Source organism: Planotetraspora sp. GP83 (assembly GCF_041262585.1).
GTDB lineage: Bacteria > Actinomycetota > Actinomycetes > Streptosporangiales > Streptosporangiaceae > JAOEGB01.
This window is the reverse complement of record NZ_JBGCBZ010000015.1, coordinates 38,739-63,904: the sequence shown is the minus strand read 5'-3', so window position 1 is coordinate 63,904 and position 25,166 is coordinate 38,739. Positions and strand designations below refer to the sequence as shown.

At 70.1% G+C, this 25,166-nt stretch carries 19 protein-coding genes; 6 read left to right on the top strand and 13 right to left on the bottom strand.

Translation table 11 applies throughout. From position 1 onward, the window contains the following. Window positions 1-46: 46 nt before the first annotated feature. The 5 genes from ABH927_RS21355 to ABH927_RS21335 form a co-directional block, all read right to left on the bottom strand. Window positions 47-1,000 (bottom strand): DNA-3-methyladenine glycosylase, encoded by a 954-nt coding sequence (locus tag ABH927_RS21355; protein ID WP_370024021.1) that lies wholly within the window; start codon window positions 998-1,000, stop codon window positions 47-49. A gap of 91 nt (window positions 1,001-1,091) precedes the next feature. Next, complete coding sequence (locus tag ABH927_RS21350) at window positions 1,092-2,180, bottom strand: sugar phosphate nucleotidyltransferase (protein ID WP_370024124.1); 1,089 nt, start codon at window positions 2,178-2,180, stop codon at window positions 1,092-1,094. A gap of 29 nt (window positions 2,181-2,209) precedes the next feature. Further along, window positions 2,210-3,337: a glycosyltransferase family 4 protein gene (locus ABH927_RS21345; RefSeq protein ID WP_370024020.1), complete on the bottom strand. Its 1,128-nt coding sequence runs from the start codon at window positions 3,335-3,337 to the stop codon at window positions 2,210-2,212. Between the two features lie 283 nt (window positions 3,338-3,620). Further along, window positions 3,621-4,547 carry a lysylphosphatidylglycerol synthase domain-containing protein gene (locus tag ABH927_RS21340; RefSeq protein WP_370024019.1) on the bottom strand — a complete coding sequence of 309 codons (927 nt, stop codon included), beginning with the start codon at window positions 4,545-4,547 and terminating at the stop codon, window positions 3,621-3,623. A gap of 121 nt (window positions 4,548-4,668) precedes the next feature. Further along, a complete protein-coding gene (locus ABH927_RS21335; protein WP_370024018.1) occupies window positions 4,669-5,520 on the bottom strand; it encodes a methyltransferase domain-containing protein in 852 nt (283 codons plus the stop codon). A 328-nt stretch (window positions 5,521-5,848) separates the two neighbouring features. On the opposite strand from ABH927_RS21335, the gene ABH927_RS21330 reads away from it, so the two are divergent. Beyond that, window positions 5,849-6,772, top strand: a complete 924-nt coding sequence (locus ABH927_RS21330; RefSeq protein WP_370024017.1) for a lysylphosphatidylglycerol synthase domain-containing protein — start codon at window positions 5,849-5,851, stop codon at window positions 6,770-6,772. Between the two features lie 91 nt (window positions 6,773-6,863). On the opposite strand, the gene ABH927_RS21325 is transcribed toward ABH927_RS21330, so the two are convergent. The 5 genes from ABH927_RS21325 to ABH927_RS21305 form a co-directional block, all read right to left on the bottom strand. Beyond that, on the bottom strand, window positions 6,864-7,940 hold the full coding sequence (locus ABH927_RS21325; protein WP_370024016.1) for a glycosyltransferase family 4 protein: 1,077 nt from the start codon (window positions 7,938-7,940) through the stop codon (window positions 6,864-6,866). Between the two features lie 28 nt (window positions 7,941-7,968). Then, window positions 7,969-8,898, bottom strand: a complete 930-nt coding sequence (locus ABH927_RS21320) for a glycosyltransferase family 2 protein (protein WP_370024015.1) — start codon at window positions 8,896-8,898, stop codon at window positions 7,969-7,971. Between the two features lie 72 nt (window positions 8,899-8,970). Then, window positions 8,971-9,900 carry a permease-like cell division protein FtsX gene (locus tag ABH927_RS21315; protein ID WP_370024014.1) on the bottom strand — a complete coding sequence of 310 codons (930 nt, stop codon included), beginning with the start codon at window positions 9,898-9,900 and terminating at the stop codon, window positions 8,971-8,973. Window positions 9,901-10,043: 143 nt separating this feature from the next. Beyond that, window positions 10,044-10,928: a permease-like cell division protein FtsX gene (locus ABH927_RS21310; protein WP_370024013.1), complete on the bottom strand. Its 885-nt coding sequence runs from the start codon at window positions 10,926-10,928 to the stop codon at window positions 10,044-10,046. A gap of 291 nt (window positions 10,929-11,219) precedes the next feature. Continuing rightward, window positions 11,220-13,586, bottom strand: a complete 2,367-nt coding sequence (locus ABH927_RS21305) for a hypothetical protein (RefSeq protein ID WP_370024012.1) — start codon at window positions 13,584-13,586, stop codon at window positions 11,220-11,222. 341 nt (window positions 13,587-13,927) lie between these two features. Between ABH927_RS21305 and ABH927_RS21300 the strand changes: the two genes are divergently transcribed. The 5 genes from ABH927_RS21300 to ABH927_RS21280 all read left to right on the top strand — a co-directional run bounded on the left by ABH927_RS21300 (window position 13,928) and on the right by ABH927_RS21280 (window position 22,155). Next, window positions 13,928-15,316 carry a hypothetical protein gene (locus ABH927_RS21300; protein ID WP_370024011.1) on the top strand — a complete coding sequence of 463 codons (1,389 nt, stop codon included), beginning with the start codon at window positions 13,928-13,930 and terminating at the stop codon, window positions 15,314-15,316. A gap of 260 nt (window positions 15,317-15,576) precedes the next feature. Next, the gene (locus ABH927_RS21295) at window positions 15,577-17,625 is read left to right on the top strand and encodes an LCP family protein (protein WP_370024010.1); all 2,049 of its coding nucleotides are present in this window, start codon (window positions 15,577-15,579) and stop codon (window positions 17,623-17,625) included. A 284-nt stretch (window positions 17,626-17,909) separates the two neighbouring features. Then, entirely contained in the window at window positions 17,910-20,033 is a 2,124-nt protein-coding gene (locus ABH927_RS21290) for an acyltransferase family protein (RefSeq protein WP_370024009.1), read from the top strand. Window positions 20,034-20,111: 78 nt separating this feature from the next. Continuing rightward, on the top strand, window positions 20,112-21,248 hold the full coding sequence (locus ABH927_RS21285; protein WP_370024008.1) for a glycosyltransferase: 1,137 nt from the start codon (window positions 20,112-20,114) through the stop codon (window positions 21,246-21,248). A gap of 118 nt (window positions 21,249-21,366) precedes the next feature. Beyond that, entirely contained in the window at window positions 21,367-22,155 is a 789-nt protein-coding gene (locus tag ABH927_RS21280) for an acetoacetate decarboxylase family protein (protein WP_370024007.1), read from the top strand. A gap of 137 nt (window positions 22,156-22,292) precedes the next feature. On the opposite strand, the gene ABH927_RS21275 is transcribed toward ABH927_RS21280, so the two are convergent. The 3 genes from ABH927_RS21275 to ABH927_RS21265 all read right to left on the bottom strand — a co-directional run bounded on the left by ABH927_RS21275 (window position 22,293) and on the right by ABH927_RS21265 (window position 25,148). Next, the gene (locus ABH927_RS21275) at window positions 22,293-23,174 is read right to left on the bottom strand and encodes a glycosyltransferase family 2 protein (protein WP_370024006.1); all 882 of its coding nucleotides are present in this window, start codon (window positions 23,172-23,174) and stop codon (window positions 22,293-22,295) included. A 197-nt stretch (window positions 23,175-23,371) separates the two neighbouring features. Further along, window positions 23,372-24,130 carry a CDP-alcohol phosphatidyltransferase family protein gene (locus ABH927_RS21270; RefSeq protein ID WP_370024005.1) on the bottom strand — a complete coding sequence of 253 codons (759 nt, stop codon included), beginning with the start codon at window positions 24,128-24,130 and terminating at the stop codon, window positions 23,372-23,374. After that, window positions 24,108-25,148 carry an iron-containing alcohol dehydrogenase family protein gene (locus tag ABH927_RS21265; RefSeq protein ID WP_370024123.1) on the bottom strand — a complete coding sequence of 347 codons (1,041 nt, stop codon included), beginning with the start codon at window positions 25,146-25,148 and terminating at the stop codon, window positions 24,108-24,110. Before ABH927_RS21265 ends, ABH927_RS21270 begins: the two co-directional genes overlap by 23 nt. Window positions 25,149-25,166: the final 18 nt, after the last annotated feature.

Sequence of the window (25,166 nt, the reverse complement as noted above, 5' to 3'; positions counted from 1 at the left end):
CCCTGAGTCCGGCAGGCTTACCCAGCCCCCCGCGATCAGCCGCAGATTAGAACGACCGGTAGTCGCGGGCGGCCATTCGAGGGCCGCGCGCCGGAGGCCGGACGCCGCTGAGCTCGATCAGTCTCACCACGCGGTGACGATGACCGCGGAACGGCTCCAGCAGTTCCAGCATGCCCGCGTCGTCGGTCTTCTGACCGGTGAACGCCCAGCCGACGATGCCGGGGATGTGGAAGTCCCCCACGCTCGGCGCGTCCGGATCGCCGTGGGAGCGCTGCCGCACCTCGGCCGACGTCCACACCCCGATCCCCGGCAGAGCCCGTAACAGCCGGTCCGCCTCCGCCGACCCCGTGTCCACCGCCAGGGTGGCCTCCAGCTTGGCGGCGTGGCGGGCGGCATTGACGATCGTCCTGGCTCGTACGGCTTCCGCCCCGGCGTGGTGCCAGTCCCAGGACGGGATCGCTCGCCACACCTCTGGTGTGGGGATCACCACCATGCCCTCGGGGGCCGGACCGGGGGCGGGCTCGCCGTACTTCCGCATGAGCCACCGCCACGCCCGCCAGGCCTCCCTGCCGACGACCTTCTGCTCCAGCACGGCGGGCACGAGCGCCTCGAACACGCGGAGCGTCCGCCCGATCCGCAGCCCCGCGTTCCGGGCGGCCAGGTCCGCGACGAACATCGCCGGGGAGGCGCCGGAGTCGCGGCACAGCCGGGCGAGCATCGCCGCGAAACCGGAGATGTCATCATCGGCACCGAGCACCTGCGGCAGCGTCTCCAGGAGCCAGTCCGCGCCGGGGCCCCACGCCTGCCCGTGTATCTCCCCGGAACGGGCGGTCACCCGTAAGGTGCCGGGCCCGGCGGGCGTGCGGGATGTCCGCCAGATCGCCCCGTCGGGCGTCCTACGCCACGCCGGGTCGCCCCCACCGTGCCGGTGCGGCGACAGCGTCAGCGCCACGTCGATCGCCGCCGACGAGCACCACCTGCGCTCTCTGAGCGTCGTCACGGCACCAGTCGTAACGGCACCAGTCGACGGCATCGGCCTCGCCTCCCCACCCACCAGTGTGCCGCCCCGGGGAACCTCAGACGTCGCTGGATCAGACGTCGCTGGAGAAGCGGACGGAGCACTCGGGGAGGGTCACGCCGGGCCAGACGCGGACACCGGAGGTGAGCTCGTTGCCCGGGCCGATCTGAGCGCCGTCGCCGACGACGACCTCCCGGAGCACGGCGCCGGACGAGACGCGGGCACCGGCGCCCACCACCGAGTCGACGACGATGGCCCCCGACTCGATGACCGCGTCGTCGGCGAGGACGCTGCCGCGCACGCTGGCCCCGGCCTCCACGGTGGCGCGGGCGCCCACGACCGTGCCGCCGGTCACCTTGGCCTCGGGCGACACGTTGGCGCCGTCGAGGAGAAGGGACTCCCCCGTGACCCCCGGCAAGGCGGTCGACAGGAGCCTGCCCTGCACCAGATCGCAGGACCCCTGCACGAAGGCCGCCGGCGTGCCGACATCGAGCCAGTAGGACGCGTCGGCGTAGCCGAGGACCAGCTCGCCCGCGTCGATCAGGCCGGGAAAGGTCTCCCGCTCGACGGAGACGACCTCACCGGCGGGGATCGAGTCGATGACCGAACGCTGGAAGACGTAGCAGCCCGCGTTGATGCGGTTGGTCACCGGATTGGGCGTCTTCTCCAGGAACGCGGTCACGCGGCCGTCCGGAGCGGTCGGGACACAGCCGAACCGCGACGGGTCCTCCACCTCGGTCAGGTGAAGGGTCACTGCGGCCCCGCGTGAAAGGTGCAGGTCCACCTGGGCCGAGATGTCGTGGCCGGACAGGATGTCGCCGTTGAGGACCAGCACCGGCGCGTCGGAGGAGCAGGTCAGCGCGTCGGCCGCGTTGCGGATGGCGCCCCCGGTGCCCAGCGGGGTGTCCTCCGTCACGTACTCCATCTCCAGCCCGAAGGCCGACCCGTCGCCGAAGGCGTCGGTGAACATCGAGGCCCGGTAGGACGTGGCGAACACGACCCGGCTCACGCCGTGCGCGCGGGCCTTGGCGAGCTGGTGCGCGAGGAAGGGCACCCCCGCCGTCGGAAGCAGCGGCTTGGGGGTTGTCAGCGTCATTGGCCGCAAGCGGGTGCCTTGACCGCCAACGAGCAGGATCGCCTCAAGCCGCTCCGACGAAGGCAAAGAAGTCTCCCTCACAGCGAGAGGTTAGCCTAGCTCTCCACCGCCCGCTGGTACGACACGAGATGCGCTTCGGCGGACAGGTGCCACGTGAACTCCTGCGACCTGGCGGACCCGGCGGAAGACAGCGACTCCCGGCGCTCCGGCGACTCCAGCAGCGCGCGGAGCGCGCCGGCGATGCTGTCGGCGTCCGGCTCGGTGTAGGCGACGGCGTCGCCGCCGACCTCGGGCAGGGACGTCCGGTGCGTCGTCAGCACCGGCGCGCCGCAGGCCATGGCCTCCAGCACGGGCAGTCCGAACCCCTCGCCCCTCGACGGGAACGCGACGACGAGCGCGCCCCCGAGGAAGCCTGGGAGGTCCGTGAAGGACAGGTAGCCCGGGCGGACCACCCGCAGCTTCGGCGGGAGGCCGGCCACCGCGGCGTTCACCTCGTCGTCCCAGCTCTGGCCGCCCGCCAGCACCAGCGCGGGCGGCACGGACAGGTGCCGGACGGCCTCGCCGAAACCGCGGACCAGGTTGGGGACGTTCTTGCGCGGTTCGAGGGCGCCCAGGTGAGCGACGTACGGGTGCCCGTGCAGGCCGAACCGGTCGGCCACCCGCCTCTTCTCCTGCTCGGTGGGCCGGTGGAAGAGCGCCGGATCCACCCCGTGGTAGGCCACGTCGATTCTCGTGGGGTCGGCGGCCAGCACCCGGACCAGCTCTTCCCGTGTGGCCTTCGACGGCACGATCACCCGCGTCGCGTGGCGCACCGCCGTACGGGTGGCCGAGCGGAAGAAGGACGCCTTGACCGAGCCGTGCTGCTCCTCCTCGGTGAAGCAGGTGACGTCGTGGACGGTGGCCACGGTCGGCAGGCCGGGCTGGAGCGGGATCGAGTAGAAGGGGGCGTGGATCACGTCCGCGCCGACCTGCTTGGCGAGAACGGGCACGCTGGTCTGCTCCCAGACGAGACGGGCGCCCCTGTTGGTGATCGCGGGCGGCCCCGGAAGGATCCTCGCCGACGGGGCGAGCTTGCCGTACCGCTCGGCGTCCGACCGCTGGCAGACGACCGCGAGATCAGCGCCGGCCTCGTGGAGAGCGGCGACCAGTCCGTCGACGTACCGGATCAGTGCGCCGCGGTCGGCGGGAACCGCCGCGGCGTCGATGAGCACTCGGGGTTTCAAGAAGATCGCTCCCCTCCACGAGCCTCACCGGCAGGAGCCGGGTCCTGCCCGCGTGGCCTTGTAAACCGGCGCCAACCCGGCGAGGAGACCTGAGGGCGAGCACGCCCGTCGACGACGGACCTTCCTCCCCCGGCACCCTCCACCCTTCACTCTATTGGTCGCTTCCCCGGAAAGGTGAGGGATATCACGTGCCTTTCAGGCCATCGGCACTGAATCCGTGGCGATTCCATGGATTGCCGGCCCTGTCAGCTCTTGGCCCAGCTCTTTCCGGCGGGCGCTCGGCTCAGCTCTTTCCGGCGGGCTCGCGATGAACGGCGACCGTGCTCCGCGAGGCGAGGCCGGCGAGTCCCGCGCAGACGAGGTCCCCCACGGAGACGATGAGCCGGGAGCAGACAACGGCCGCGGTGGCCGAATGCTTGTCCAGCACGGGCGCGAGGGCCGCCCACATAGCGACCTCGCGGACGCCCACACCCGCCGGGGCGATGACCACCAGGAACCCCAGGCACCACGCCAGCGCGAACGCGCCGAAGCTGAGGACCACGGCGCCCGGACCGGTCGCCCCCAGGCCGTGGACGATCAGCGCCAGATGCGTGCCGTACGCCACCCACCCGGCGAGGGCCCATCCAGCCGAGATGAGGACGCCGCGGCGGCTGAGCGGCCGTTCGAGGGGCGGCCTCCGCAGCCGCCTGAGCCCGAAGCCGATCGCCCCGTTGACCACCTTGGGATGCAGCGCGACCACGAGCACGGGGATCAGGAGCAGGAGCCAGGCGTACCGCGCGACCGACTCCCCGGCGAGCACGGGCAGGGTGACGGCCGCGACCAGCAGGCCGCTCGCGAGGTAGATCGGGTACGTCAGGAAGAACGCGGCGGCGCTGCGCGACCGGGGGATGCCGTGGTCCCGGCCCATCTCCATCTGGGCGAGGAGGGGCCAGAGCGAGCCGGGGATGTACTTGCCGAGCTGTCCCACGAAAAAGATCTTGGCGGCGTCCGGGAACGCCAGCGGCGAGCCGAGGTCGGCCAGCAGGGCCCGCCACATCAGCATTCCGGAGACCAGCGCCCCCAGCACGGCTGCCAGCGATCCCACCAGCTCCACCCACGACAGCCGGGCGAAGCCCGCGGAGACCGCCGTCCACTGCCCCGCGACCGCCCACGCGCCGAACCCCAGCGCGACCAGCAGGAATCCCAGCCGGACGATCTTCCGCCGGTTCATCCCGTCCCCACCCCGCGTCGCGCTCGCCGTACGGACGTCATGGCAGGCCGCGTCCCGTGCGTCATCGCGGGCGTCATCGCGGGCGTCATCGCGGGCGTCATCGCGGGCGTCATGGCGTACGTCATGGTGTGCGGACCGGCTCGGGCGGCTGCGGGAGAGGGGCGCCCAGGGGGCGCTTCGGGGTCTTCGTCGCGACCCACAGGTACGTCGGCACGACCGGAAGGAGCGCCGCCAGCGCAGGGCGGGGCGTCCTCTCCAGGGTGGCCTTGGCGGCGCGGCCGACGCCCCCAGGGAACAGCTCGCCCCCGGCGAACCGCTCCGGCGAGGCCAGCACCGGCAACGTGTAGTCCCAGATGTGGAACTCCGCGAGCATCCGCCGCAGGCCGCGCCGGGTGCGGAAGCGCTCGTAGTAGTGGTCCGCCCGCCCGGACGCCCGGACGTAGCGGTCGGCGGCCGCGGGCGGCAGGTAGGACAGGAACGGCAGCTTGTAGTGCGGCTCGATGACGCCGAGCCGGTTGCCGAGCCCCAGGTAGAGCACGCCGTCGTCGGAAAGCACCCGGCGCATGTCCCGGATGACCGCGTCGGGGTCCACCACGTGCTCATAGATGTGGTTGAAGACCAGCACGTCCACCGAGCCGTCCGGGAACGGCAGGGCGCTGCCGTCCGCGCACAGGAACTCGACCCGCTCGCCGAACCGCTCGGCCGCCTTCCTCAGGCCGGGGACGTCGATGTCCACCCCGAACGTACGGCTCGCGCCCGCGCCCGCCAGCTCGTCGGCGATGAACCCGGCCGAGCAGCCGACATCGGCGACCGTCAGCCCCGACAGCACGTCACCGGGGTCGGCGGCGTCCCTCCCCAGGAAGTGACCGAGCACCGCGATGATCTTCGCGGCCTTCCGGCGGCGCTTCTCCTCGTCCAGCATCGCGGCCTGAAACTCGGAGTACTCCAGCTGGGCGGCCCGTTCTCTGCTCACCGGTCGATCACCGCTCCGCTTTCTCCCGATCTCACACCCGTGTCCGGGAGCATGGTCTGCCGCGATCCCCCGCCGGGTGCCGCGATCGCTCGGTTCCGTTCCACGGTGCCCAACAGTACCTTCGCAGGGCCCCGCCCCCGCGCGGTTGGCCCACATGGGCCTACCGGCCGGTAGCTTCAGGCTCTACCCTTGGCGGATGCCGCGTCCATTCCCGCGCCGGTCCCCGGACGGACACTCAGGCGGACACTCAGGCGGACCACCTGCCGGACCCCCCAGCGGACCCACGGGCGGACACCTGCGCCGATCCCTGAGCGGGCCGCTGGGGCGCTTGCGGTCCAGCCCGCTTCTCCGGGTCCTCCTCGCGGTCCTCGCTCTCGGCTTCCTCGGGTACGGCCTGGCCAGGAACTGGGCGGAGACCTCGGCCGCCATATCCAGGCTTTCCTGGTGGTCGCTGGGCGCGTGTTTCGCGGCGGTCCTGGCCGGTCTGGGCCTCATGCTGGTGGCCTGGCGGGACATCCTCGCGGGGCTCGGCTCGCCGCTGCCGCTCCGGATCGCGGCGCGGGTCCTGTTCGTGGGGCAGCTCGGCAAGTACATCCCCGGCTCCGTCTGGGCGTTCGCGGCCATGATCGAACTGGCCCGCGACCACGGGGCGCCCCCACGGCGGACGTTCAGCGCGACCGCGCTGGGCCTCGTCACCTCGCTCGGCTGCGCGCTGGCGCTCGCCGCCGCCACGCTGTCGCAGCAGATCGCCCGCGAGGCGTGGTGGCTGCTGGCGCTCATCCCGCTCATCCTCATCGGCCTGCATCCGCGGGTGATGACCTGGGGGCTGAACCTGGCCCTGCGCGTCGCCCGCAAGGAGCCGCTCGACCGGGTGCTGAGCGGCACGGACATGCTCAAGGCCGTGGCGTGGACCATGGCGGGCTGGCTCGTGTACGGCGTGCACCTCTGGGTTTTGATCGCCGGCATGCGGCCCGGCGGGGTGTCCCTCTACGCCGTGGCCGCGGGCGCGTACGCGCTGGCCTGGGCCACCGGCATCCTGACGGTCGTGGTCCCAGCGGGTATCGGAGTGCGCGAAGGCGCGATGGTCATCGCCCTGACCCCGGTTCTGGACGCGCCCAGGGCACTGGTCGTGGCCGTGGTGTCACGGGTCATGTTCACCCTGGCCGACGCCACCTGGGCAGCCCTCGGCTTCCTCCTGTCCCGCACCCCCCTCGCGCGTGATCATGCACAGGTTCCCGCGCACCCCGACTGACCTCCCCCTCCCCTGTGCGTGATCATGCACAGGTTCCCGCATACCCCGCCCGGCCTGCGACTACTTCATCGGTGATCATGCAGGGAAAGCGTCAGGCCCCCGCCAGAAGGGTCTCCAGGTAGGCCGCCCAGTACGGCTCGGGGTCCACGGCCTTGACTCCGCCCCGCAGGCGCTCAGGCGTGCCGGGCTCATAGAACCGCTTGAGCGCGTCGGCCAGCGCGCCGGCCGACCCGGGCTCCACCAGCAGGCCGTCGACGCCGTCGGTCACGTTGTCCGCCAGCGCCCCGACCCTGGTCGCGATCACCGGGACGCCGTGCTCGTGACCCAGCCACACGTTCTGGCTCGCCGTCGCCGAACGGTAGGGCAGCACAAGCGCGTCCACCTCGGCGAAGAGCCCCGGCACGTCGTCCGCCGCCACATAGCCCGGTCGCAGCTCGACCCGGTCCGGCAGCCCGAGCTCGGCGATGAGGGCCCGAGTCTCCTCCAGACCGCCCCAGAACTCCCCCGCGACCGTCAGCCCGACGCCCGGCGTCTGCGCGAGCGCCCGTAGCAGCAGGTCGAGCCCCTTGTAGGGGCGGACGATGCCGAAGAACAGCAGCCTGCCGTACGGCTCGCGCTCAAGGGCGGCCTCCGGGCGGCGGGCCGGCAAATGCGGCGCGAGGGCGGCCACCCGCACTGGGGCGCCGGTGAGCTCCCGGGCCTTCGCCGCCTGCTCCTCGGAGTGGGCCAGCACCCCGTCGACCCTGGTGAGCAGCGCCTTCATCAGGGGCTTGTCGTACGGCTTGGGCTCGTGCGGAAGCACGTTGTGGCACAGCGCGATCACCTTGGTCCGGCTGCGCAGGCCGTACAGGATGCCCAGGTAGGCGGGCACCTGCACCGGGCTGAGGACGGCGAGGACGACGAGGTCGGCGCCGCGCAGCCGCTTCCCGCACCGGGCCCAGCCGTCCGGCCGCCGCCAGTCGAGCTCGCGGCGGGTGTCCGGGTACGGCTCGCCCTCGGGGGTGTCGATCGTCTGCTGTCCGGGGTAGAGGAAACCCGGATACTGCGCCTTCCACGACTCGATCACGACATCGTGCCCCTGGGCCCGGAGCCGATGCGCGAGCTCGGTCGTGTGCTGGGCGCCGCCGCCCTTGTATGGATATGTCGGGCCGACGATCGCGATCCTCATCGTCCCGCCCCCAACGGCCGCACCACGCCTACTCGTTTCTGGACCGGACGATCAGGTCGGCCAGCAGCGCCAGCGACCCGATCAACAGGCCCGACAGGAAGATCACGATGGTGTTGCTGGTGAGGTAGAACCCGTGGCGGATCACGTCGTACAGGCCCTTGACCAGCCCGATGCCGACCAGCCACAGCGCGGGCGGCATCAGCACCTTGAGCGGGTTGAAGTACATGATCATCCGCAGGACCTGCAGGATGTAGCGGTAGGCGTCCGAGATGAAGCTGAACTTCGACTTCCCGGCCCGCTTCGCGTACTCGATCGGCAGGTAGTAGACATCGTGCTGGTTCGACAGGAACGCCAGCGTGATCGTCGTGACGCACGAGAAGCCGGGCGGGAGCAGCCGCAGGTACGGCCTGGCGACCGACTTGCGGAAGGCCCGCAGGCCCGAGTTCAGATCGGGGATCCTCTGCCCGGCCAGCCGCTCGGCGACCTTGCGGATGAACCACTTGGCCGGGACCCGCAGCAGCTTGTGGGAGCCCTCCTCCGTCGTCCGGGCGCCGACGACCTGGTCGATGGTGGGGTCCTTCTCAAGGATCTGGACCAGCTCGGGGATCCGCTCGTTGGGGTAGGTCATGTCGGCGTCGGTCCACACGACGATCTCGCCGCGGGCCTCCTGGGAGCCGATCCTGCGGACCGTGCCCGAGCCGCCGTTGCGGTGGAATGCCTTGATCCGCATGTTCGGGTACCGCGGCGCCGCCTCCTGCAGGCGCCCGAGGGTCGCGTCGGTGGAACAGTCGTCCACCGCCAGCAGCTCGTAGGTGTAGCCACTCGCGTCCATGGCCGCGCAGATGCGCTCGACCTCGTCAATGACGTGGTCCTGCTCGTTGTAACAGGGCAGGACGATCGTCACGTAAGGGTTCTCGGCGGGAGTCACAGCGCTTCCAGAGGTCTCGGGCGTGGTCACGTCCGGTTAGGGTACTCTGCCCAGCCAAACCACGACCTCACATCGCGGTACTGGTACGGCTTCGGCCTCCGCCTACGGTCCCGAAACGTCACTCACTTGCGCCACACCGGCCACGCCGGCGAAGGATTTTCTGATATCCCGGATCACCGGTGGCGCGGTCAGCTTCACGTAGTAAGCCTCCGGCAAATTGGGGAGATCTCTATTTGTGACCGCCCCCTGCCACCAAACGTGACGCCACACCTTCAGAGCGTGTGCGCGATCCTCGAAATAGACGGCCTCCACGCCTGGGAGGGCATGGATGCGGCCAAGAACGTCGTCCTTTTCCGCCTGGCTGGCCGCTCCACGCCCTTCACACCGCTCGTAGATCCCGGCCGCCTGGGGGCAGAGTGCGATCGACAAGTTCGCTTTCCCCCACCAGAAGTGGTCCCGGAAAACGTAAACGCGGGAGACATCTGGCAGTGCCTCAAGACGGCGCTTCAGCGCCCGCCAATCTCCGGGTCCGATGGCGCCGCGATACGACTCCGGCAGATCGGCTGCTTCGATGGTGTCCAGCAGAGCTTCGTGCGTAGGGTCTTCCTCCGCTCCAGGCAGTGCGCGGAAGTTCGCCAAAGCCTCTTCCTGTGTCTCGAAGTGGAAATCTTTGACCACCGGGCTGGTGTTGAGCACTGCCGCCACGGCCTGCTTCTCCTCGCCGGTGACCGCCCCGCGATCGCTGCAGGCTTCCGAGGCAGCATCTCCTCCCTGACAGAGGAACGCTGAGAAGGTCCCGGTTTGGGGCCAGGGGCCGTCGGGGGGTGGAAGGGGCTGGCGGGAGCGCTGGTAGAGCACCCAGCCGCCGACCGATGCCCCGGCGAGCAGCAGAGCGGAGAGCGCCACCACGCCGACCAGCCGGCGATGCGCCCTCAGCCAACCGCCAAGCCGTGGTTCCCGGTCGTCACCGAAGGACAACTCTTCGCCCTCGGGGGCATCCGGGGAATCGTGCGGCTCCGGGGACAAATACATGTAGACGACCCTAACGACACCGACCCGCCAAGATCACCCGCCTTCCGCGACACAGCGCAATCTGGCGCCCGTGCTGCTCCGCCTCCCATGAGCGCGATGCGGCCGCTTGACGGCGTTGTTAGGCACGGTCATACGACGCCCACTCAGCCTGAGGAGCCGGGAACCTCCCATACCCCAGCCAGGCCCGGCAAACCGGCGAGCGACTTCGCGATATCCCGCGTCACTGGAGGCTTCATAAACTTGACGTAGAACGACTCCGGCACCTGGGCGGGGTTATCCGTCCCGCCCCCATGCCACCACGAATGGCGAAGCACCTTGAGTCCGTGCGCGCTGTCCTCGAAATAGACGACGTCGACTCCAGGCAGGCTCCGAATACGGTCAAGGATGGCCTGCTTCTCGGCCGCGGTGGCCTCGCCATGTCCTGTGCATGGCTCGAGATAGCCCCCGATTTGAGGACAGAGCGGGATCCAGAGGTCCGCCTTTCCCAGCCAGAAGTTCTCATGAGTAAGATAGAACTTCGAAATTCCCGGGAGCCCCTCCAACCTCTGGACCACTGTGTTCCAGTCCCCCGCCCCCAGCGTGCCGTGATAGGACGCCGGAAGATCGGCTGCTTCAACATCCTTCAGGAGAGCAGCCCGCGAAGGATCTTCTTTCATCGCCTTCGGCAAGATCGTCGCCCGGAAATTCGCCAGAGCCTCTTCCTGCGTCTCGAAACGAACTTTCTTGATTACCGAGCTGGTCCTGAGCACTGCCTCTACCGCCCGCTTTTCCTCGGCGGTTATGCCCCCACGATCACGGCACGGCTCGAAAGGGTCATCCTCACGGCAGAGAAACACCGTGAGATACCCCGTCTGGGGCCAGGGGCCTTCCGGGGGTGGCAGGGGTTGCCGGAAGCGCTGGTAGAGCACCCAACCGCCCACCGACACCCCGGCGAGCAGCAGTACGGAAAGCGCCACCACGCCGACCAACCCGCGATGCGCCCTCAGCCAACCGCCAAGCCGTGGTTCCCGGTCGTCGCCGAAGGACAACTCCTCGCTTACGGGTGGCTCCGGGGAATCGGGCGGCTCCGGGGACAAATGCATGTAGACGACCCTAACGACACCGACCCCCCATGATGAGCCGGTCCGCGACACGGATAAGACCAGCGGCAGCCCGGCCCACGGGCAGACACGAGCGGTGCACACCCCGGAGGCCCCGACTACGTTGAGTGCCGCCTCGGCCTCGTCCCGCTCCATGCGTTTGAGGCCAACTGAGAAGCGTTGCCGAATCAACGCTTCTCAGTTGCGAGCAGAGCTGGGAGCTACCACCTGGACGCTCAATCAGGCCGGGATCGTCATCCAGACGTCGATGATCAGATTCCAGGTGCCGTTGGGCGGGTCCACCAGGGATCGCTCGTCCTGGCGGGTGCGGAGTTTCACGACCTGGACGGGCGCGCCGTACGGGGCGAGCTGGCGTGGCTCGGCCGCGAGCAGCACCGGAAGCCGCCCGGTACGCCGGACCTTGTCGATCAGGCGCTCGACATCGGAGCTCAGCGGCACGTCCTTCCCTTGGGGGAAGGCGACCCTGGCGGTGGGCACGCCGCACTGGCCGCGCACGAGCTGGGTGAAACGGTCGCCCGTGGCCCGCTCGATGATGAGCACGGAGCCGTTCCGGGGAATGGCCGCGCACAGTCTCGCCGACTCGGCCGCCTCGCCCCGGTTCACGGGGGTGAAGGCGGTGCCGATCGAGGTGATCGCGGCGGGCACCACCAGCAGCGCCGCGCCGACCGTCACCACCAGCCGCGAGCCGTACCCCGCCCTCCGGACCCTCTCCCGCACCCAGCGCAGCCCCCACACCGCGAGGAGGATCATCCCCGGAATGACGATCGGCACCAGCCTGCGCGAGGCCCACGGGTGGTCGGGCGTGATGGCGGGGCGCCACAGCGTCGTCACGGTCGTCCAGCCGATGATCGCCAGAGGCAGCAGCCAGCCGAACTCCCGCCCCCGGACCAGGCGGCGCACCAGTACGGCCGCCGCCAGTGTGGCCAGCACGACCACCGGAACACCCACGTACCAGAACACCCAGTAGAGCGAGTCTTCGTAGTAGAGCCGCGTGCCATCGAGGGGCAGATGGTTGGCACGCTGGGTGTTCTCTATGAAGCCGGCCGTCACGATGTCTTCCCGCGTGACCGGCCAGCGATGCTCCGTCTGGATCCATGGCCGTACGGCGAGGCCGGCCACGACCAGCACCACGAGAGCGGCCGCGAGGTCCGGCAGCCTCCTGGCGAACCGGCCCCCGGAGGACCCGTTCACCCGGGCCGCGATCCGGGGCGCGAGAGCCGTACCGGCAACGGTGAGCACGACGAAGGCCACGCAGATCGCGAGCAGCGGCTTGAGCGATCCGGACAGGTAGTTCAGGTAGGGCCGGGCGAGCACATAGCAGGCCACGAACCCGTACGCCGCCCCAATGGCCAGCCCGGCCAGTAAAGGAACGCCGAGCCGTCCCTCGGGAAACGTCCGCAGGGCGGCAGTCCGGCTCCCCGCCGCGCCGCCCCCCAACGCGTCAACCCGAGCCGCGCTGCCCGCTGCCGCGCTTTCCCTTCCGCCATCCTCCCCCGGATCGCCGCCCTCAGGGGAGGTCGCGACTGAACTCTCGACCGAGCCGATCGACCCGAGGCCGGTCTCCCCGGAGGCGTCCTTGTCGGCGCTGCGCCGTGCGCGGGACACCCGGCCGAGGGCGATTAGCAAACCGGCGAACGCGAGCACGGGGAGCACGTCGCGGAGGCCGTCGATGCGCACGAGCAGGGCCACCCCGAACGCGAGCCCCGCCAGGGCCGCCGTCAACGGGGCGCCGCTGGACTGAGCGTTCCTGGCCGCCGCGAGCGCCCCCGACAGCCTGCGCGAACGTCTGGTCGCCAGGCCCACCGGTCGAGCCCCCTCGGGAGGGCCTGGATCCGGGGCCGCCAGGTGAGGCGCCGCAGGCAGGAACCCCACTCCCAGGAGGGCCGCCCGCAGCCGGAACCGGGCGTCGAGCAGCAGGCTCATGCCGCCGAACAGCAGGATCAGCGACGGGATCTCGCTGAACGTCGTCCGGGACGTATAGAGGATGGGCAGGCTCACCGCGAAGACCAGCGCCGCCAGGGGGGCCCACCGGGCGCCGACCAGGCGCGCGACCGTCCCGGCGAAGGTCAGCACCGCGAGCGCCCCGAGGACCGGCGGCACGAGCAGAAGCCCGGGGACGCCGCCGAGCCAGTGGCCGATCGCAAGGATCATGGGAGGCCCGGCCATGAACTGCGGGACGATCCCGCCGTCCCAGCCGAAGAAACCCATGCTGGCGAACCGCAGGGCCGGATCCGGGGCGCCGAAGTCGCCGAAGGGGATGGGCAGGGACCCATGCCGGGCCAGCCAGATGGCGTACTGCGCATAGGTGGCCGGATCACGCCGGACGATCAGCTGCTCGCCATGAAAGAACCCGTTGAACACGCCCGACGCCACGGCGATGCCGAGCACTGCCGCCGTCTGCCAGGCCGCCGACTCCACCGTCTCCGGCAGGCGGCGCAGGCCGTACACGCACAGAAGGACGGCCAGGCCTCCGCCGAACAGCACCATGGGCAGCGGCCGGAACCACCCGAGCAGCAGCAGCGGCAGCCCGGCGAGCAGCCACCCGCTCAGAGCGAGCGCGGGCACGGCGGAGAGGACGGCGAGCACCCGGCCCGCCGACGGCCATGTGGTCCGCCACTGGGAGCGATCGAATCGGTTCGTTGGAATGAGGCGAGCGTAGCCGCTTGGTCCGACAATCACCCGTCCCGGCGACCTGATCTGCCATATGACGTCGGCATGGCGCCGGCGAGTCCGCAGGTGAGTCCGCAGCCCTGTCCTCGACGCCGAACGCAGGCCACAGCCGGCGCCGGGAGCCGGTAGCGTACGCCGGGAGACCATCGGGGGCGGGAGTGAGGGTGGCGCAGATCAGGCGCGTCGCGCCTTGGGCTCGGACGCACAGGTGGTTTCTCGGAGTGCTCGGCCTCGGGGCCCTCCTCCGTATCGTCACCATGATCGGATACCGGCCCGCGCTCTGGTTTCCGGACTCCTACACCTATGTCGTGACAGCCATGCGGCTCCGGCCCGATCTCGTGCGTCCGGCGGGCTACCCGATATTCCTACGCTTGCTGGAGCCGCTGCACAGCTTCGCCGTGGTCACGTTCGTCCAGCACCTGCTCGGCCTGGCCGTCGGCGTGATGGTCTACCTGACCGTCCTCCGCCGGGGTGCGCCCGCCTGGGCCGGGATCCTGGCCTCCGTCCCGGTGCTGCTCGACGCGTACCAGATCGAGCTGGAGCACCTGCTCGTCTCCGACTCACTCTTCACCTTCCTGATCGTCGCGGCGGCGTGCCTCACGCTCACCCGGGGCCCCTCCCCGTGGACGGCCGCCGCCGTCGGCCTGCTCCTCGCCGCCGCCACCCTGACCAGGACCGTCGGCCTGCCGTTGATCGCCGTCTTCGCCTTCTTCCTCCTCTGGTACGGCTACCGCGATGGGGCGGGAAGGACGGTTCGGCGGTCGCTGGTGGCGTTCCTGCTGGCCGCGCTGGTGCCCATCGGCGCCTACGGCGGCTGGTTCTACGCCACCAATCACCGGGTGGGGCTCGTGGGGGCGAACGGGGTGTTCCTCTACTCCCGCACGATGGCCTTCGCCGACTGCGTGGTCATGAGGCCGCCCCCCGACGTGGCGGTGCTGTGCGACCCCCGGCCACCGGAAAGCCGGCCGCCGTCGCAGGAGTACATCTGGGACGCCGCCTCTCCGCTGGTGCGGCTGCCCGGCATCACGTTCACCCGCGAGACCGACACGCTGGCCGGGCGGTTCGCCTGGCTCGCCATCCGGAGCCAGCCGCTCGACTACGCGGGCTCGGTGCTCAGCGAGCTGGGCCGTTCGTTCGCCGATGGGCGGCCCATCTACCCGAACCCCGAGACCTACGGGTATTACGAGTTCCCCGCCACGGTGCCGCCTCCGCCGGGACGCCACCCGGCGGTCGTCGGGAAGATGTTCGCCGAGCAGTACGAGGAGGGCTCGCTCACCGTGCGGATCGCCGAGCCGTACGCCGCCTGGATGCGGGCCTACCAGAGGGTGGCGTTCATGCCCGGCTCGCTGCTGCTGGCCGTTCTCCTCGTGCCGCCGGCGATGGCCGGGGCCCGTGCATGGTCACGCCGGAAGTCCGCCCAGGCGGGCGCCATGCCCGGGAAATTATGCATGATCACCACAAAGGGGGTGTCCCTGACGTGGGTGGCGGCGCTGGTGTTACTGGTGGTGCCGCCGGCCACCGCCGAGTTCGACTATCGGTACGTGCTGCCCGTGGTGCCGCTGGCATGTCTTGCCGCCGCCATGGCCATCCGCCCGGTCCTCGTCCTCGAACCCGCCCGCGACCTGGGACCACAGCCGACAAAGTGAAATCCGAGTAAAGCCCCGGTTTTGTGCATACCCTGAAATGTCCGGGTTTTAGTATGCTTCCCCGTCAGATCATCCCGGTGCGGGACGGCGTGATCGCCGCCCCGAATCCACCGATCGCGGCGCTCTCACATGCTCGCGTGACTAATCTCGTGAGCGCGATGAGTGATCGCCAGGCAAGGAGGACAAGTGTGCGAGCGAAGCAGTAGTAGCTCCAACTGTTCGCCCACACGTCCGGCGATCCTCCAGGCGAGGAGAGCCCGTTGAGCGACCGCCGCCGCGCCGCCCGCAACCAGGCGGCGCCTCCCGCGACATCCGACCAGAAGGTCTGGGGCCCCTCCGACACCGTCTCCGACTCGTACGGCGGCGCCTTCGATCACTCCGGAGGCCGAGGGGGCTACGGAGCCGCTACCCCGGGACGGGGGGCCTACACCCCCGATTACGCGTCTGCTCCCGGCTACGCACCCCCGGCCCCTGACGGTCGCGGGGACCCGTCCCACGGGGGCGACTCCTACGGCCCCCCGCGTGGCCGCCGCAGCGGCCACGCGGCCGACGTCTCCCCCGGCAAGGGAACGTACGGCGAAGACTTGGGCGAGGACGACGCCCCCAGGCGACGCCGTCGCAGGCGCGGCTCCGAGGACGAGCCGGCCTACGACAGCGAGCAGACCGTCGCGTACGCCGGAGGCGCCCGGGGAGGCAGAGGCACCAGGGGAGCGGAGAGTTATGCGGAGGACTACACCGGACCCACGGCTCCCCGCAGGGCGCCGGGCGGCGGCTCCGTACCTCCCGACGTCCCTCACGACGACGAGCCACGACGCCGGGGTCGTGGTGGCGGCGGCAGGCGCGGCCTGAGCGTGGCGGGCTGGATCAGCGTCGTCCTGACAAGCGTCCTGGTGATCGGCACGCTGACCGCGTACAAGTTCTACCGGGACACGTTCGGCCTCTTCAACCGGGGAGCGTCCACCGACGACCTCGACAAGAACCGCCCGGAGAACCAGACAGGGGCGATCAACGTGCTCCTCGTCGGGTCGGACACCCGAGCCGGGGACAACAAGAAGTACGGCCAGCACCTCGTCAACGACGGCGAGCGGACGGACACGATCATGCTGCTGCACGTGTCTCCCAATCGCGACGGGGCGACACTGATCAGCTTCCCCCGCGACTCGATGGTGATGATCCCCAAGTGCTACTCCAGAACCGGGGCAGCCGTCCCCCCACATCTGGGCATGATCAACTCCGCGTTCAGTGACGGCGGCATGATCTGCACGCGGCGGACCATCGAGAGCCTCACACAGATCCGCATCGACCACTATGTGAAGGTCGACTTCACCGGCTTCAAGAACATCGTGAACGCCCTGGGCGGGATCCAGATCTGCCTGCCGCAGGATGTGAACGACAGGCAGGCAAAGTTCAACCTGACCAAGGGCAAGCACTTGGTTATGGGGGAAACCGCCCTCGCCTACGTGCGCCTGCGTCATCACATCGGCGACGGCAGCGACATCGGGCGGATCAAGCGTCAGCAGGTCTTCATCTCCCAGGTGGTGAAGAAGGCGACGAGCAGCGCTCTGCTCACCGACATCCCCAAGCTGACCGGCTTCATTACCGCGGCGGCCAAGTCCGTGACGATGGACGACGCGCTCAACACCGAGGCGCTGATCCAGATTGCCCAGAGCGCGTCGAAGCTGAGCGCGAAGGGCTTCAAGGCCACCACGGTGCCATGGATTCCCGACCCGGCGAACCCCCAGGCGCGGGTCGTCTGGAAGCAGCCGGACGCGAACAATCTGTTCGCCGGCATCAACGGCGACACGCAGGTGACCCCGTCGGCCACCCCGAGCGCCGCCGCGTCCGGCGGGGCGTCCAGCGCCCCGACCAAGCCCGCGGGTCCCGCGATCACTGAGCCACAGCAGGTCAAGGTCGAGGTCTACAACGGCACCAACACCGCCGGCAGGGGCAAGGAAGTGGCGGAGGCCCTCGCCGCCCAGGGCTTCAAGGTCGTCGGAGTCGGCGACGCCCGGAAGGCCGACGGCACCGACCAGCCGAAGACGATGATCCGCTACACCGGGCAGGGCTGGGACTACGCCAAGCTTCTGGCCGGCAAGCTGCTGATTCCGGTCTCTCCCGAGACCGGCAAGGCGGCGAGCGGCCCGGCACAGCCGTTCACTCCGACTTCTCCGCCGCCTGACGCGCCGAAGGGCCGCGTGCCGGGTCCGGTGATCCAACTCGTCGTCGGAGCCGACTGGAAGGGCGTCCGAGTCCCCCTCCAGGTCGGGGACAACGCCGTCACGTCCGAGACCAACATCTGCGCCAGCTGAGCCCCGCCATAGGAGGGCCACCTGGGAGGCGGAGTCGAGGGGCCGCGGTGTTTGACGAAGATCTCAACTGGTGTCACATCGGTTACGTTTCGGCCCAGGCGCGACATCTGATCGCGATGACGTTAGGGTGGGGGATCTGGCGAACGCGCCCTGTTCGCCCGTTCGGCTGATCCGTCGGGGCGCCTTCGCTAGGGTCCGACCCAGGACACAGGTCTGCGGATCTCGAGGATTCGCGAGACGCGACCGCCCCCCGAGCCTCCAACAGATAGCAGAGCGTTTTTCTCGTGAGTGACACCCGCCAGCACCCTCCGGTTCCGGTTACGAGGCCAGGCGTCACCCCCGATGCCGAAGACGCGCCGACCGGCGTGATCAGCCGCATCACCGTCGACGGGCCGGCTCAGGACGGCGACGGGCTTCCCCCCGCGGCGAAAGACCAAGCATCCCCCGGCTCGACTCCCAACGCCTCGCAACAGCCCGGACCGGGAGCGACAGGAGTCACGCGTGACGGGGCCATCCGCCAGTTCCCCTCGGGCGGCGCTTTCGTGGGGCCCCAGGGGTCCGAGAACCAGGCACAACGCGACAGGCCACCGCTGCCCGTACGGCAGCCGCGCAAGAAGGGGGCGGCCGGACCGGGCCGGCAGCCCGAGCTGGCGACACCCCCGGAGGGGTTCGACTACTTCTCGGGCTCCGCGCAGGGCGACCCGAACTCACCGGCCCGGCCCTCGTCTCGAACAGCGCAGGGGGATCCCCGCGCCGCGTCCCCGCAGCGGCCGACCTTCCACATCGGGACCGGCCCCCAAGCCGATCCCCACAGCAGCGATCCCCACAGCAGCGATCTCCACGGCAGCGGCATCCAGAGCACCGCTTTCCAGGGCACCCCTTTCAATAACACCGGACCGCAGGACTTCCCGGCTCCCGCGCGGCCTCCGGCGGACCTGCCCACTCCGCAGGTCACCTTCGGGAGCGCCGTCCGCGGAGCCCAGGGCCCCGAGTGGCCCGAGCTTCCCGATGACCTCGCGTCTGACCTCGCGTCTGACCTCGCGTCTGACCTCGCGTCGCCTTCCGGCTCGTGGGACCCGTGGCGGCGCGGCGCCCAGGAGACGGGCCCAGCGGGCGCGGCGGACCCGACGGGACCGGCACGCGCGACGGGGGGCCAACAGTCCCTCGGCAGGACCGGCACGACCGACGACCGGCCCGTCGAGCACCCGCTTCCGCTGCCCGCCTGGGCCCAGGCGTCCCCGGCGGCGCTCGACCAGTTCGCCCTCGACCAGTTCGCCCCCCATCCCGTACGGCCCGCCGTACCGGCCGACTGGGACGGGCCGCAGCCCGAGCAGGAGCTGGAGCCCGCGCCAGAGGCCAAGCGGCCGCGCGAGCCGTACCTGGACAACGTCAAGTTCGTCCTGATCGCGCTCGTGGTCACCGGGCACTCGCTGGTCCCCACCCTGGCAGCCGATTCCGCCCGGGCGGCCTATCTGTTCATCTACGTCTTCCACATGCCGCTGTTCGTCGTCATCAGCGGCTACCTCTCCAGGAACTTCTGGAACTCCAATGCGAAGACGAACAAGCTGGTCGACACCTTCCTGGTGCCGTACGTCATCGTCGAGGTCGGCTACGCCGCGCTCCGGGCCGCCCTGGGGCACAAGTGGAGCATCACGATCATCGACCCGGCGTGGCTGAACTGGTACCTGATCGCGCTACTGTTCTGGCGGCTCTCGACGCCGGTGTGGAAGCGCATGCGTTATCCGATGCTCATCGCGATGATCGTGTACCTCTTCTCGGGCCTGTCGGAGTTGCCCGGCGACTTCAGCATGGACCGGTTCTTCGGGCTGATGCCGTTCTTCGTCCTGGGTCTCGTGATCAAGCCGGGGCTGTTCGACTTCCTGAAGCGCGCCTGGGTCCGGGTGCTGTCCGTCCTCGTGCTGCTCGGCGCGGCGGCCGCGGCCGTCTACCTGGTCAGCAACTACTCCATCAAGCTCGACCCCATCTACTACAAGAACAGCTACAACGACCTGCACCTGATCTGGTGGAAGGGCATGGCCCTGCGGATGGCGCTGCTCGCCGCCGCGCTCACCATGTCGGCGGCCGTGATGTCGCTGATCCCCCGGCGGGAGACCTGGTTCTCCGACCTCGGCACCCGCACGCTGTACTGCTACCTGCTGCACGGCGTGCCGGTGCTGATCGCCAAAGAGATGGGCTGGCTGAACGTCCCCTGGTTGTACGGCCCGCTGGGCGTTGCCGCCATCGCCAGCGCGTGCTTCGCCCTCGCCATCGTGCTCTGCATGCCGATCACCCGCACGGTGTTCAAGTGGCTGCTCGAACCGCGCCTGACGTGGCTCTACCGGCAGTCGCAGAAGCCCGCGGCCGAGCTCAGCGGGGCGGGCGCCCAGGCTTCGGGATCACACGCGTAGCAGGATGTTCAGCCGCAGTTCGGGGCCCATTCACCCGGCGCATCCGGACACTTCGGACCGGACGGCAAGCCTCGCTCTATGAGGGTATGTGTCGGCACGATAGTGCATCATCCGGAGGACGCGCGGATCACGCATCGGCAGATCCGGGCACTTCTCGACGCCGGACACGACGTCACCTTCATCGCGCCGTTCACCCACTGCAACGTGACGCCGCAGCAGGGGATCCGGCCCATCGACGTGCCACGGGCGGTCGGCCTGCGCCGGGGCAAGGCCCTCAAGGCGGCGCGGGCGGCGATCGGAAGGGGCGTCAAGGACGCCGACCTGCTTCTCGTCCATGACATCGAGCTGCTGCTCGCGCTGCCCCGCAAGAGGCCGCCGACGGTGTGGGACGTCCACGAGGACACGGCCGGAGCGCTGGAGGCCAAGCCGTACCTTCCGGACGCGCTGCGGGGTGTCCTGCCCCCGCTGATCCGGGGCATGGAGGGGCGTGCGGAGCGCCGCCTGCACCTGATCCTCGCGGAGGAGTCCTACCGCGAGCGGTTCACCGGGGACCACCCCGTCGTGCCGAACCACACATACGTACCGGAGACGCCGCCCCCGCCGCCCGGCGACAATCGGATCGTCTACGTCGGCCACCTCTCCGAGGCGCGCGGCGCGGTCGAGATGGTCGAGCTGGCGCGGCGGCTCAAGGCCCACCAGATCCGGCTGGACCTGATCGGCCCGGCGGACGCCGAGATCCGGCCGCTGCTCCGGGACGCCCAGCGTGAGGGCGTGCTCGACTGGTTCGGGTACGTGCCGAACCAGCACGCTCTGCGGATGGCCGAGGGCGCCCTCGCGGGGTTGTCCCTCCTGCACGACGTGCCGAACTATCGCGACTCCACTCCGACGAAGGTCATCGAGTACATGTCGCGCGGCATTCCGGTGATCACGACTCCGCTGGCCAGGGCCGCCTCGCTGGTGGACCGGGTCGGCTGCGGGAGCGTCGTGCCGTTCGGGGACGTCGACGCCGTGGCGGACACCGTGGCCCGGGCCGTGCTGGACCTGCGCGACGCCCCCGAGCGACGGGCCGCGATGGGCGCCCGCGGCCACGCGGAAGCCCTGCGCCACTACCACTGGCCTTCGGCGGCCCGGGACTTCGTCGCCCAGCTCGAACAATGGGCCGACGTCCCGACCCGCGTCGCCGCCCGGCACCGCAACCGCGCCGTCCCCGTCTAGCCGGGGATAGCCGGGGAGACTCCTCGGCATCAGTCCGTCTTCGAGTGGCAACGGGAATACCCCCGCCCAGCCACATGTACGGCTATCGCCGGAGGGCCGGGCTTGTTCTACTTGGGGTATGGCAAGCCATCTCATTCAGGGCCGCCTGGTCGACCTGCCGGTCGAGGTCCGCGATGCCACGATCTGCAGCGCCATGTATCTCGTCCGGGCCGACGCCGCCCGAGCCGTCCTCGCGTACTCCCGAATGGACGTCACGGAGGTGCTGCCGGGCAAGGCCGTCTGCACGCTGGCCTTCGTGGAGTATCGGGACTCCGACCTCGACTCCTACCAGGAGTTCGGCGTGGCGTTCCTGGTGCGGCCGCCCGAGGCCGGTCCGCCGCCGCGACGCGGTCCCCTGGCCGGTCTCAAGGACCTGCGCGGATCCGGGTTCGGCGCGTTCGTCCACTGGCTGCCCGTCGATCAGGGATTCACGCTGGAGGCGGGGCGGAGCATCTGGGGCTTCCCCAAGGAACTGGCGGAAATCGACGTGCGCCTGGCCACGCCGTACAAGCGGTGCATCGTCCGCAAGGACGGGCGGCTGGTCGTCGACCTGCTGATCCGGCCCGGCATACCGCTCCCACCGGCGCGGACGCCCGATCTCCGGGGCGGCCACGACGGCACGAGCGGGACAAAGGGGGCGGCGCCGCTGAGCGCCTACGCCCATCTCGACGGGGTCACCCGGCGCATCCCGTGGACGACGCGCCCGCACGGCGTCCGGTCGCGGCCCGGCGGGGCGCTGATCAGACTGGGCAACCATCCGATCGCCAAGGAGCTGAGCGAGCTGGGCCTCCCCAAGCCCGCCTTGATGACGAGCACCGTCGGCCACGTCACGATGTTGTTCGGGGAGGCGGAGACCGTCCAGCCCTGACGGAGGCCTGGACGAGCGCACGACCGAGACGGATCCCGTGCATGATCACCCACGAGGTTCAGCCTGGTCAGCACGACCGGCACGGAATCTGTGCATGATCACGCCGGGGAGAGGGGGGAGGGGGACGAGATGTGCGGCTAGACGATGGGCGGGCGGCCGAGGCGGAGCATGCGCCAGGCGGTCCGCCAGGCCATCGGGCGCCGCTCGCCCGCCGCCTGGCGCACCCCTTCGGCGAACCCGCGGAACCAGGCCCGGAGAGCCACCGCCGACCGCTCCCGGGCGAGCGTGAGCACGACCCAGTTCAGCAGGTACAGCACGGCGAGAGGCCAGGGAAGGTTGCGGCGGGCCAGCCACACGCGGTTGCGCGCGTTCAGCCGGTAGAAGTCGGCGTGCCGGCTGGGCAGCACCAGCGGGTGGTACATGACGGTCTCGGCGTCGTACTCGATGCGGTAGCCCTCGCCGAGCAGCCGCCAGGCCAGGTCGGTCTCCTCATGGGCGTAGAAGAACCGCTCGGGCAGGCCGCCGACCTGGAGGAACGCCGACTTGCGGATGGCGCAGGCGCCGCCGAGGAACGTCGTGACCGGAGAGGACCGCTCGGGGTCGCCCGCGCGGAGCCGGGGGACGTGCCGCCGCTGCACCGATCCGCCCTCCGGGTCCATGACCCGGAAGGAGATCACCGCGAGGTCGGGCTCGTGGGTGAACCGCTCACGGACGTGCGCGGCGACCTTCGGGTTGGCATACCAGCCGTCGTCGTCCAGGAAGAGGACCACGTCACCGGAGCACTCCTGGACGCCTCGGTTGCGGCCCTCTGGAATGCCCGCGTTGCGCGTGAGCCGTACTGTCTTGACCGTGGCGGCGGTGCCGGGCAGGGGCCCGGCCGTGAGCGCCGGCACGTCCGCGCCGTTTCCGACGATCACCACTTCGACGTCGCCGTCGGTCTGCGTGAGCGCGGACTCCACCGCGCGGTCCAGCTCGGCGACCCTGTTTCCCATGGTGAGGATGACACATGAAATCTTCATCGCGTCATCGCCCCAACGTATGGCGGACTACACACGATTTCATGATCACCGAGTCTGTACGGCCGGGCCATCCGGAATCTGCCTGTTTACTAAAAAATAAGCGTATCGGAACTGCCGGGAAACCCCTACCAAACCAACGGTATACGGATGACTCAGGCGCTTACCCGTAATGTGACGGTTCACTCGCCCGGAGCAGGTCACGACAGCCGCCTCGACGCCAGGATGCTCACCAGGTGCAGGACGAGCTGGATCGCCGCGATGACGGCGCAGGCGACGACGAGCACCCGCGTCGCCGGGAACCAGAGGTCGAGCACGGCCGCCACCACGACGATCAGCGACAGCTCGACGGCCTGGATGACCCGGTGGAAGCGGGTCGCGCCGACGATCCTGCGGGCGAGGCCCAGCCGTCGTGACACGAACTGCCCGGCCGCCGCCTCGGTGGCCGCGACCAGGCCGGAACGGGCCCGCGCGACGTCGACCAGGTCGGTCTCCGACTTGATCAGGATCGCGCCCAGCGCCGCGGCGAAGCCCAGCACGGTGTACCAGTCGGGAAGGGTCTGCGACGCCCGGAACCCCAGGCCGATCAGCAGAGCCGCCTCCGCGAAGTAGTGGCCGACGCGGTCGAGGTAGACCCCTGTGATCGACGTGCGGCCCGTCCACCGGGCGAGCTCCCCGTCCGAGCAGTCGAGCAGCAGGTAGAGCTGGATCAGCAGCGCGGCCCCGACCGCCGCCCCGATCCCGGGCAGGGCCAGCACGGCTCCCGCCGCCACACCGCACAGGATCATCAGACCGGTGACCTGGTTGGGCGTGATGGGCGTCCTGGCAAGCAGCCAGGTGCCGTAGATGGACAGCCGCCGCATGTACAACAGGCCGGCCCAATGCTCGCCGCTGCGGCGGTCCATCGTGGTCTGCGGCTGGGCGACCGCGCGGATCTCAGCGACCGACGGCGCGGACATAGTCCTCAACTCTCGCACGGACCTCGACCTCCGACAGGCGGAGGTGCTCAAGGATGGTGTAACGGCCGGGCCGGGTGCTGGGGGCCAGCATCACGGCGGCGGTGAACTGGTCGGCCGTCAGGCCGACGTCTTCCGGCACGACCGGCAGCCCGTGCTGCCTGAGGCAGCCGGCTATCTGGTCGAGGCGGTGTGCGTCCTCACGGAGGAAGAAGCAGAACGCCGCGCCGATCCCGGCGAGCTCGCCGTGGTTGGACGTTCCTGGGAACAGCTGATCCACGGCATGAAGGATCTCATGATCGCCGCCACTCCCCGGACGGCTTGACCCAGCGATGACCATAGACATACCAGAGAGAATCAAAGCTTCGGCCAGGACGGTCAGGAACGCGTCCGACTCGATGGAGTCGTCCCGCCCGATCACCGACTCGGCCGCCGTCCGGGCCATGGCGATGGCCAGCCCGTCGATGGGCTCGCCGCGCTCGGTGTTGCCGAGCTGCCAGTCCTCGATGGCCGACAGGTTGCTGACCACGTCGCCGACGCCGGCCCGGACCAGGGACGCGGGGGCGTCGTGCACGAAGTCGAGGTCCACCATGATCGCGAGGGGCATCGGCACGCCGAACGACCCCTTCCCTCCCTCGTGGACGAGGGAGGCGACCGGCGAGCAGATGCCGTCGTGGGACAGGTTGGTCGCCACGGCCACCATGGGGATCCCGGCCAGCGACGCGGCGTACTTGGTGGCGTCGATGGTCTTGCCGCCGCCGACGCCGACGACGGCCTCGTAGGCGCCCTTGCGGAGGTCGGCGCCGAGGGACACGGCCGCGTCGACCGTGCCGTCGGGCACCCGGAAGATCTTCGCCTCACCGAGGGAAGGGGCGATGACCTGGGCGATCCTGTCGCCCTGGCTCGCGCCCACCGCTACGGCGACCCGTCCCGAGGTGGCGACCCGGCTGTCGGCCAGCAACGAGCCGAGCTGCGCGATCGCGCCCCGCCGGACCTCCATCGTGAGGGGGGCGGGGAGCATCCTTGCCAAAATCGGCAT

Coding starts and splice junctions, on each gene's coding strand:
- ABH927_RS21285 (WP_370024008.1), top strand. CDS start 20,112: ATGAGGGTATGTGTCGGCACGATAGTGCATCATCCGGAGGACGCGCGG.
- ABH927_RS21265 (WP_370024123.1), bottom strand. CDS start 25,148: ATGCTCCCCGCCCCCCTCACGATGGAGGTCCGGCGGGGCGCGATCGCG.
- ABH927_RS21315 (WP_370024014.1), bottom strand. CDS start 9,900: ATGTATTTGTCCCCGGAGCCGCACGATTCCCCGGATGCCCCCGAGGGC.
- ABH927_RS21340 (WP_370024019.1), bottom strand. CDS start 4,547: ATGAACCGGCGGAAGATCGTCCGGCTGGGATTCCTGCTGGTCGCGCTG.
- ABH927_RS21300 (WP_370024011.1), top strand. CDS start 13,928: ATGATCGGATACCGGCCCGCGCTCTGGTTTCCGGACTCCTACACCTAT.
- ABH927_RS21325 (WP_370024016.1), bottom strand. CDS start 7,940: ATGAGGATCGCGATCGTCGGCCCGACATATCCATACAAGGGCGGCGGC.
- ABH927_RS21275 (WP_370024006.1), bottom strand. CDS start 23,174: ATGAAGATTTCATGTGTCATCCTCACCATGGGAAACAGGGTCGCCGAG.
- ABH927_RS21270 (WP_370024005.1), bottom strand. CDS start 24,130: ATGTCCGCGCCGTCGGTCGCTGAGATCCGCGCGGTCGCCCAGCCGCAG.
- ABH927_RS21280 (WP_370024007.1), top strand. CDS start 21,367: ATGGCAAGCCATCTCATTCAGGGCCGCCTGGTCGACCTGCCGGTCGAG.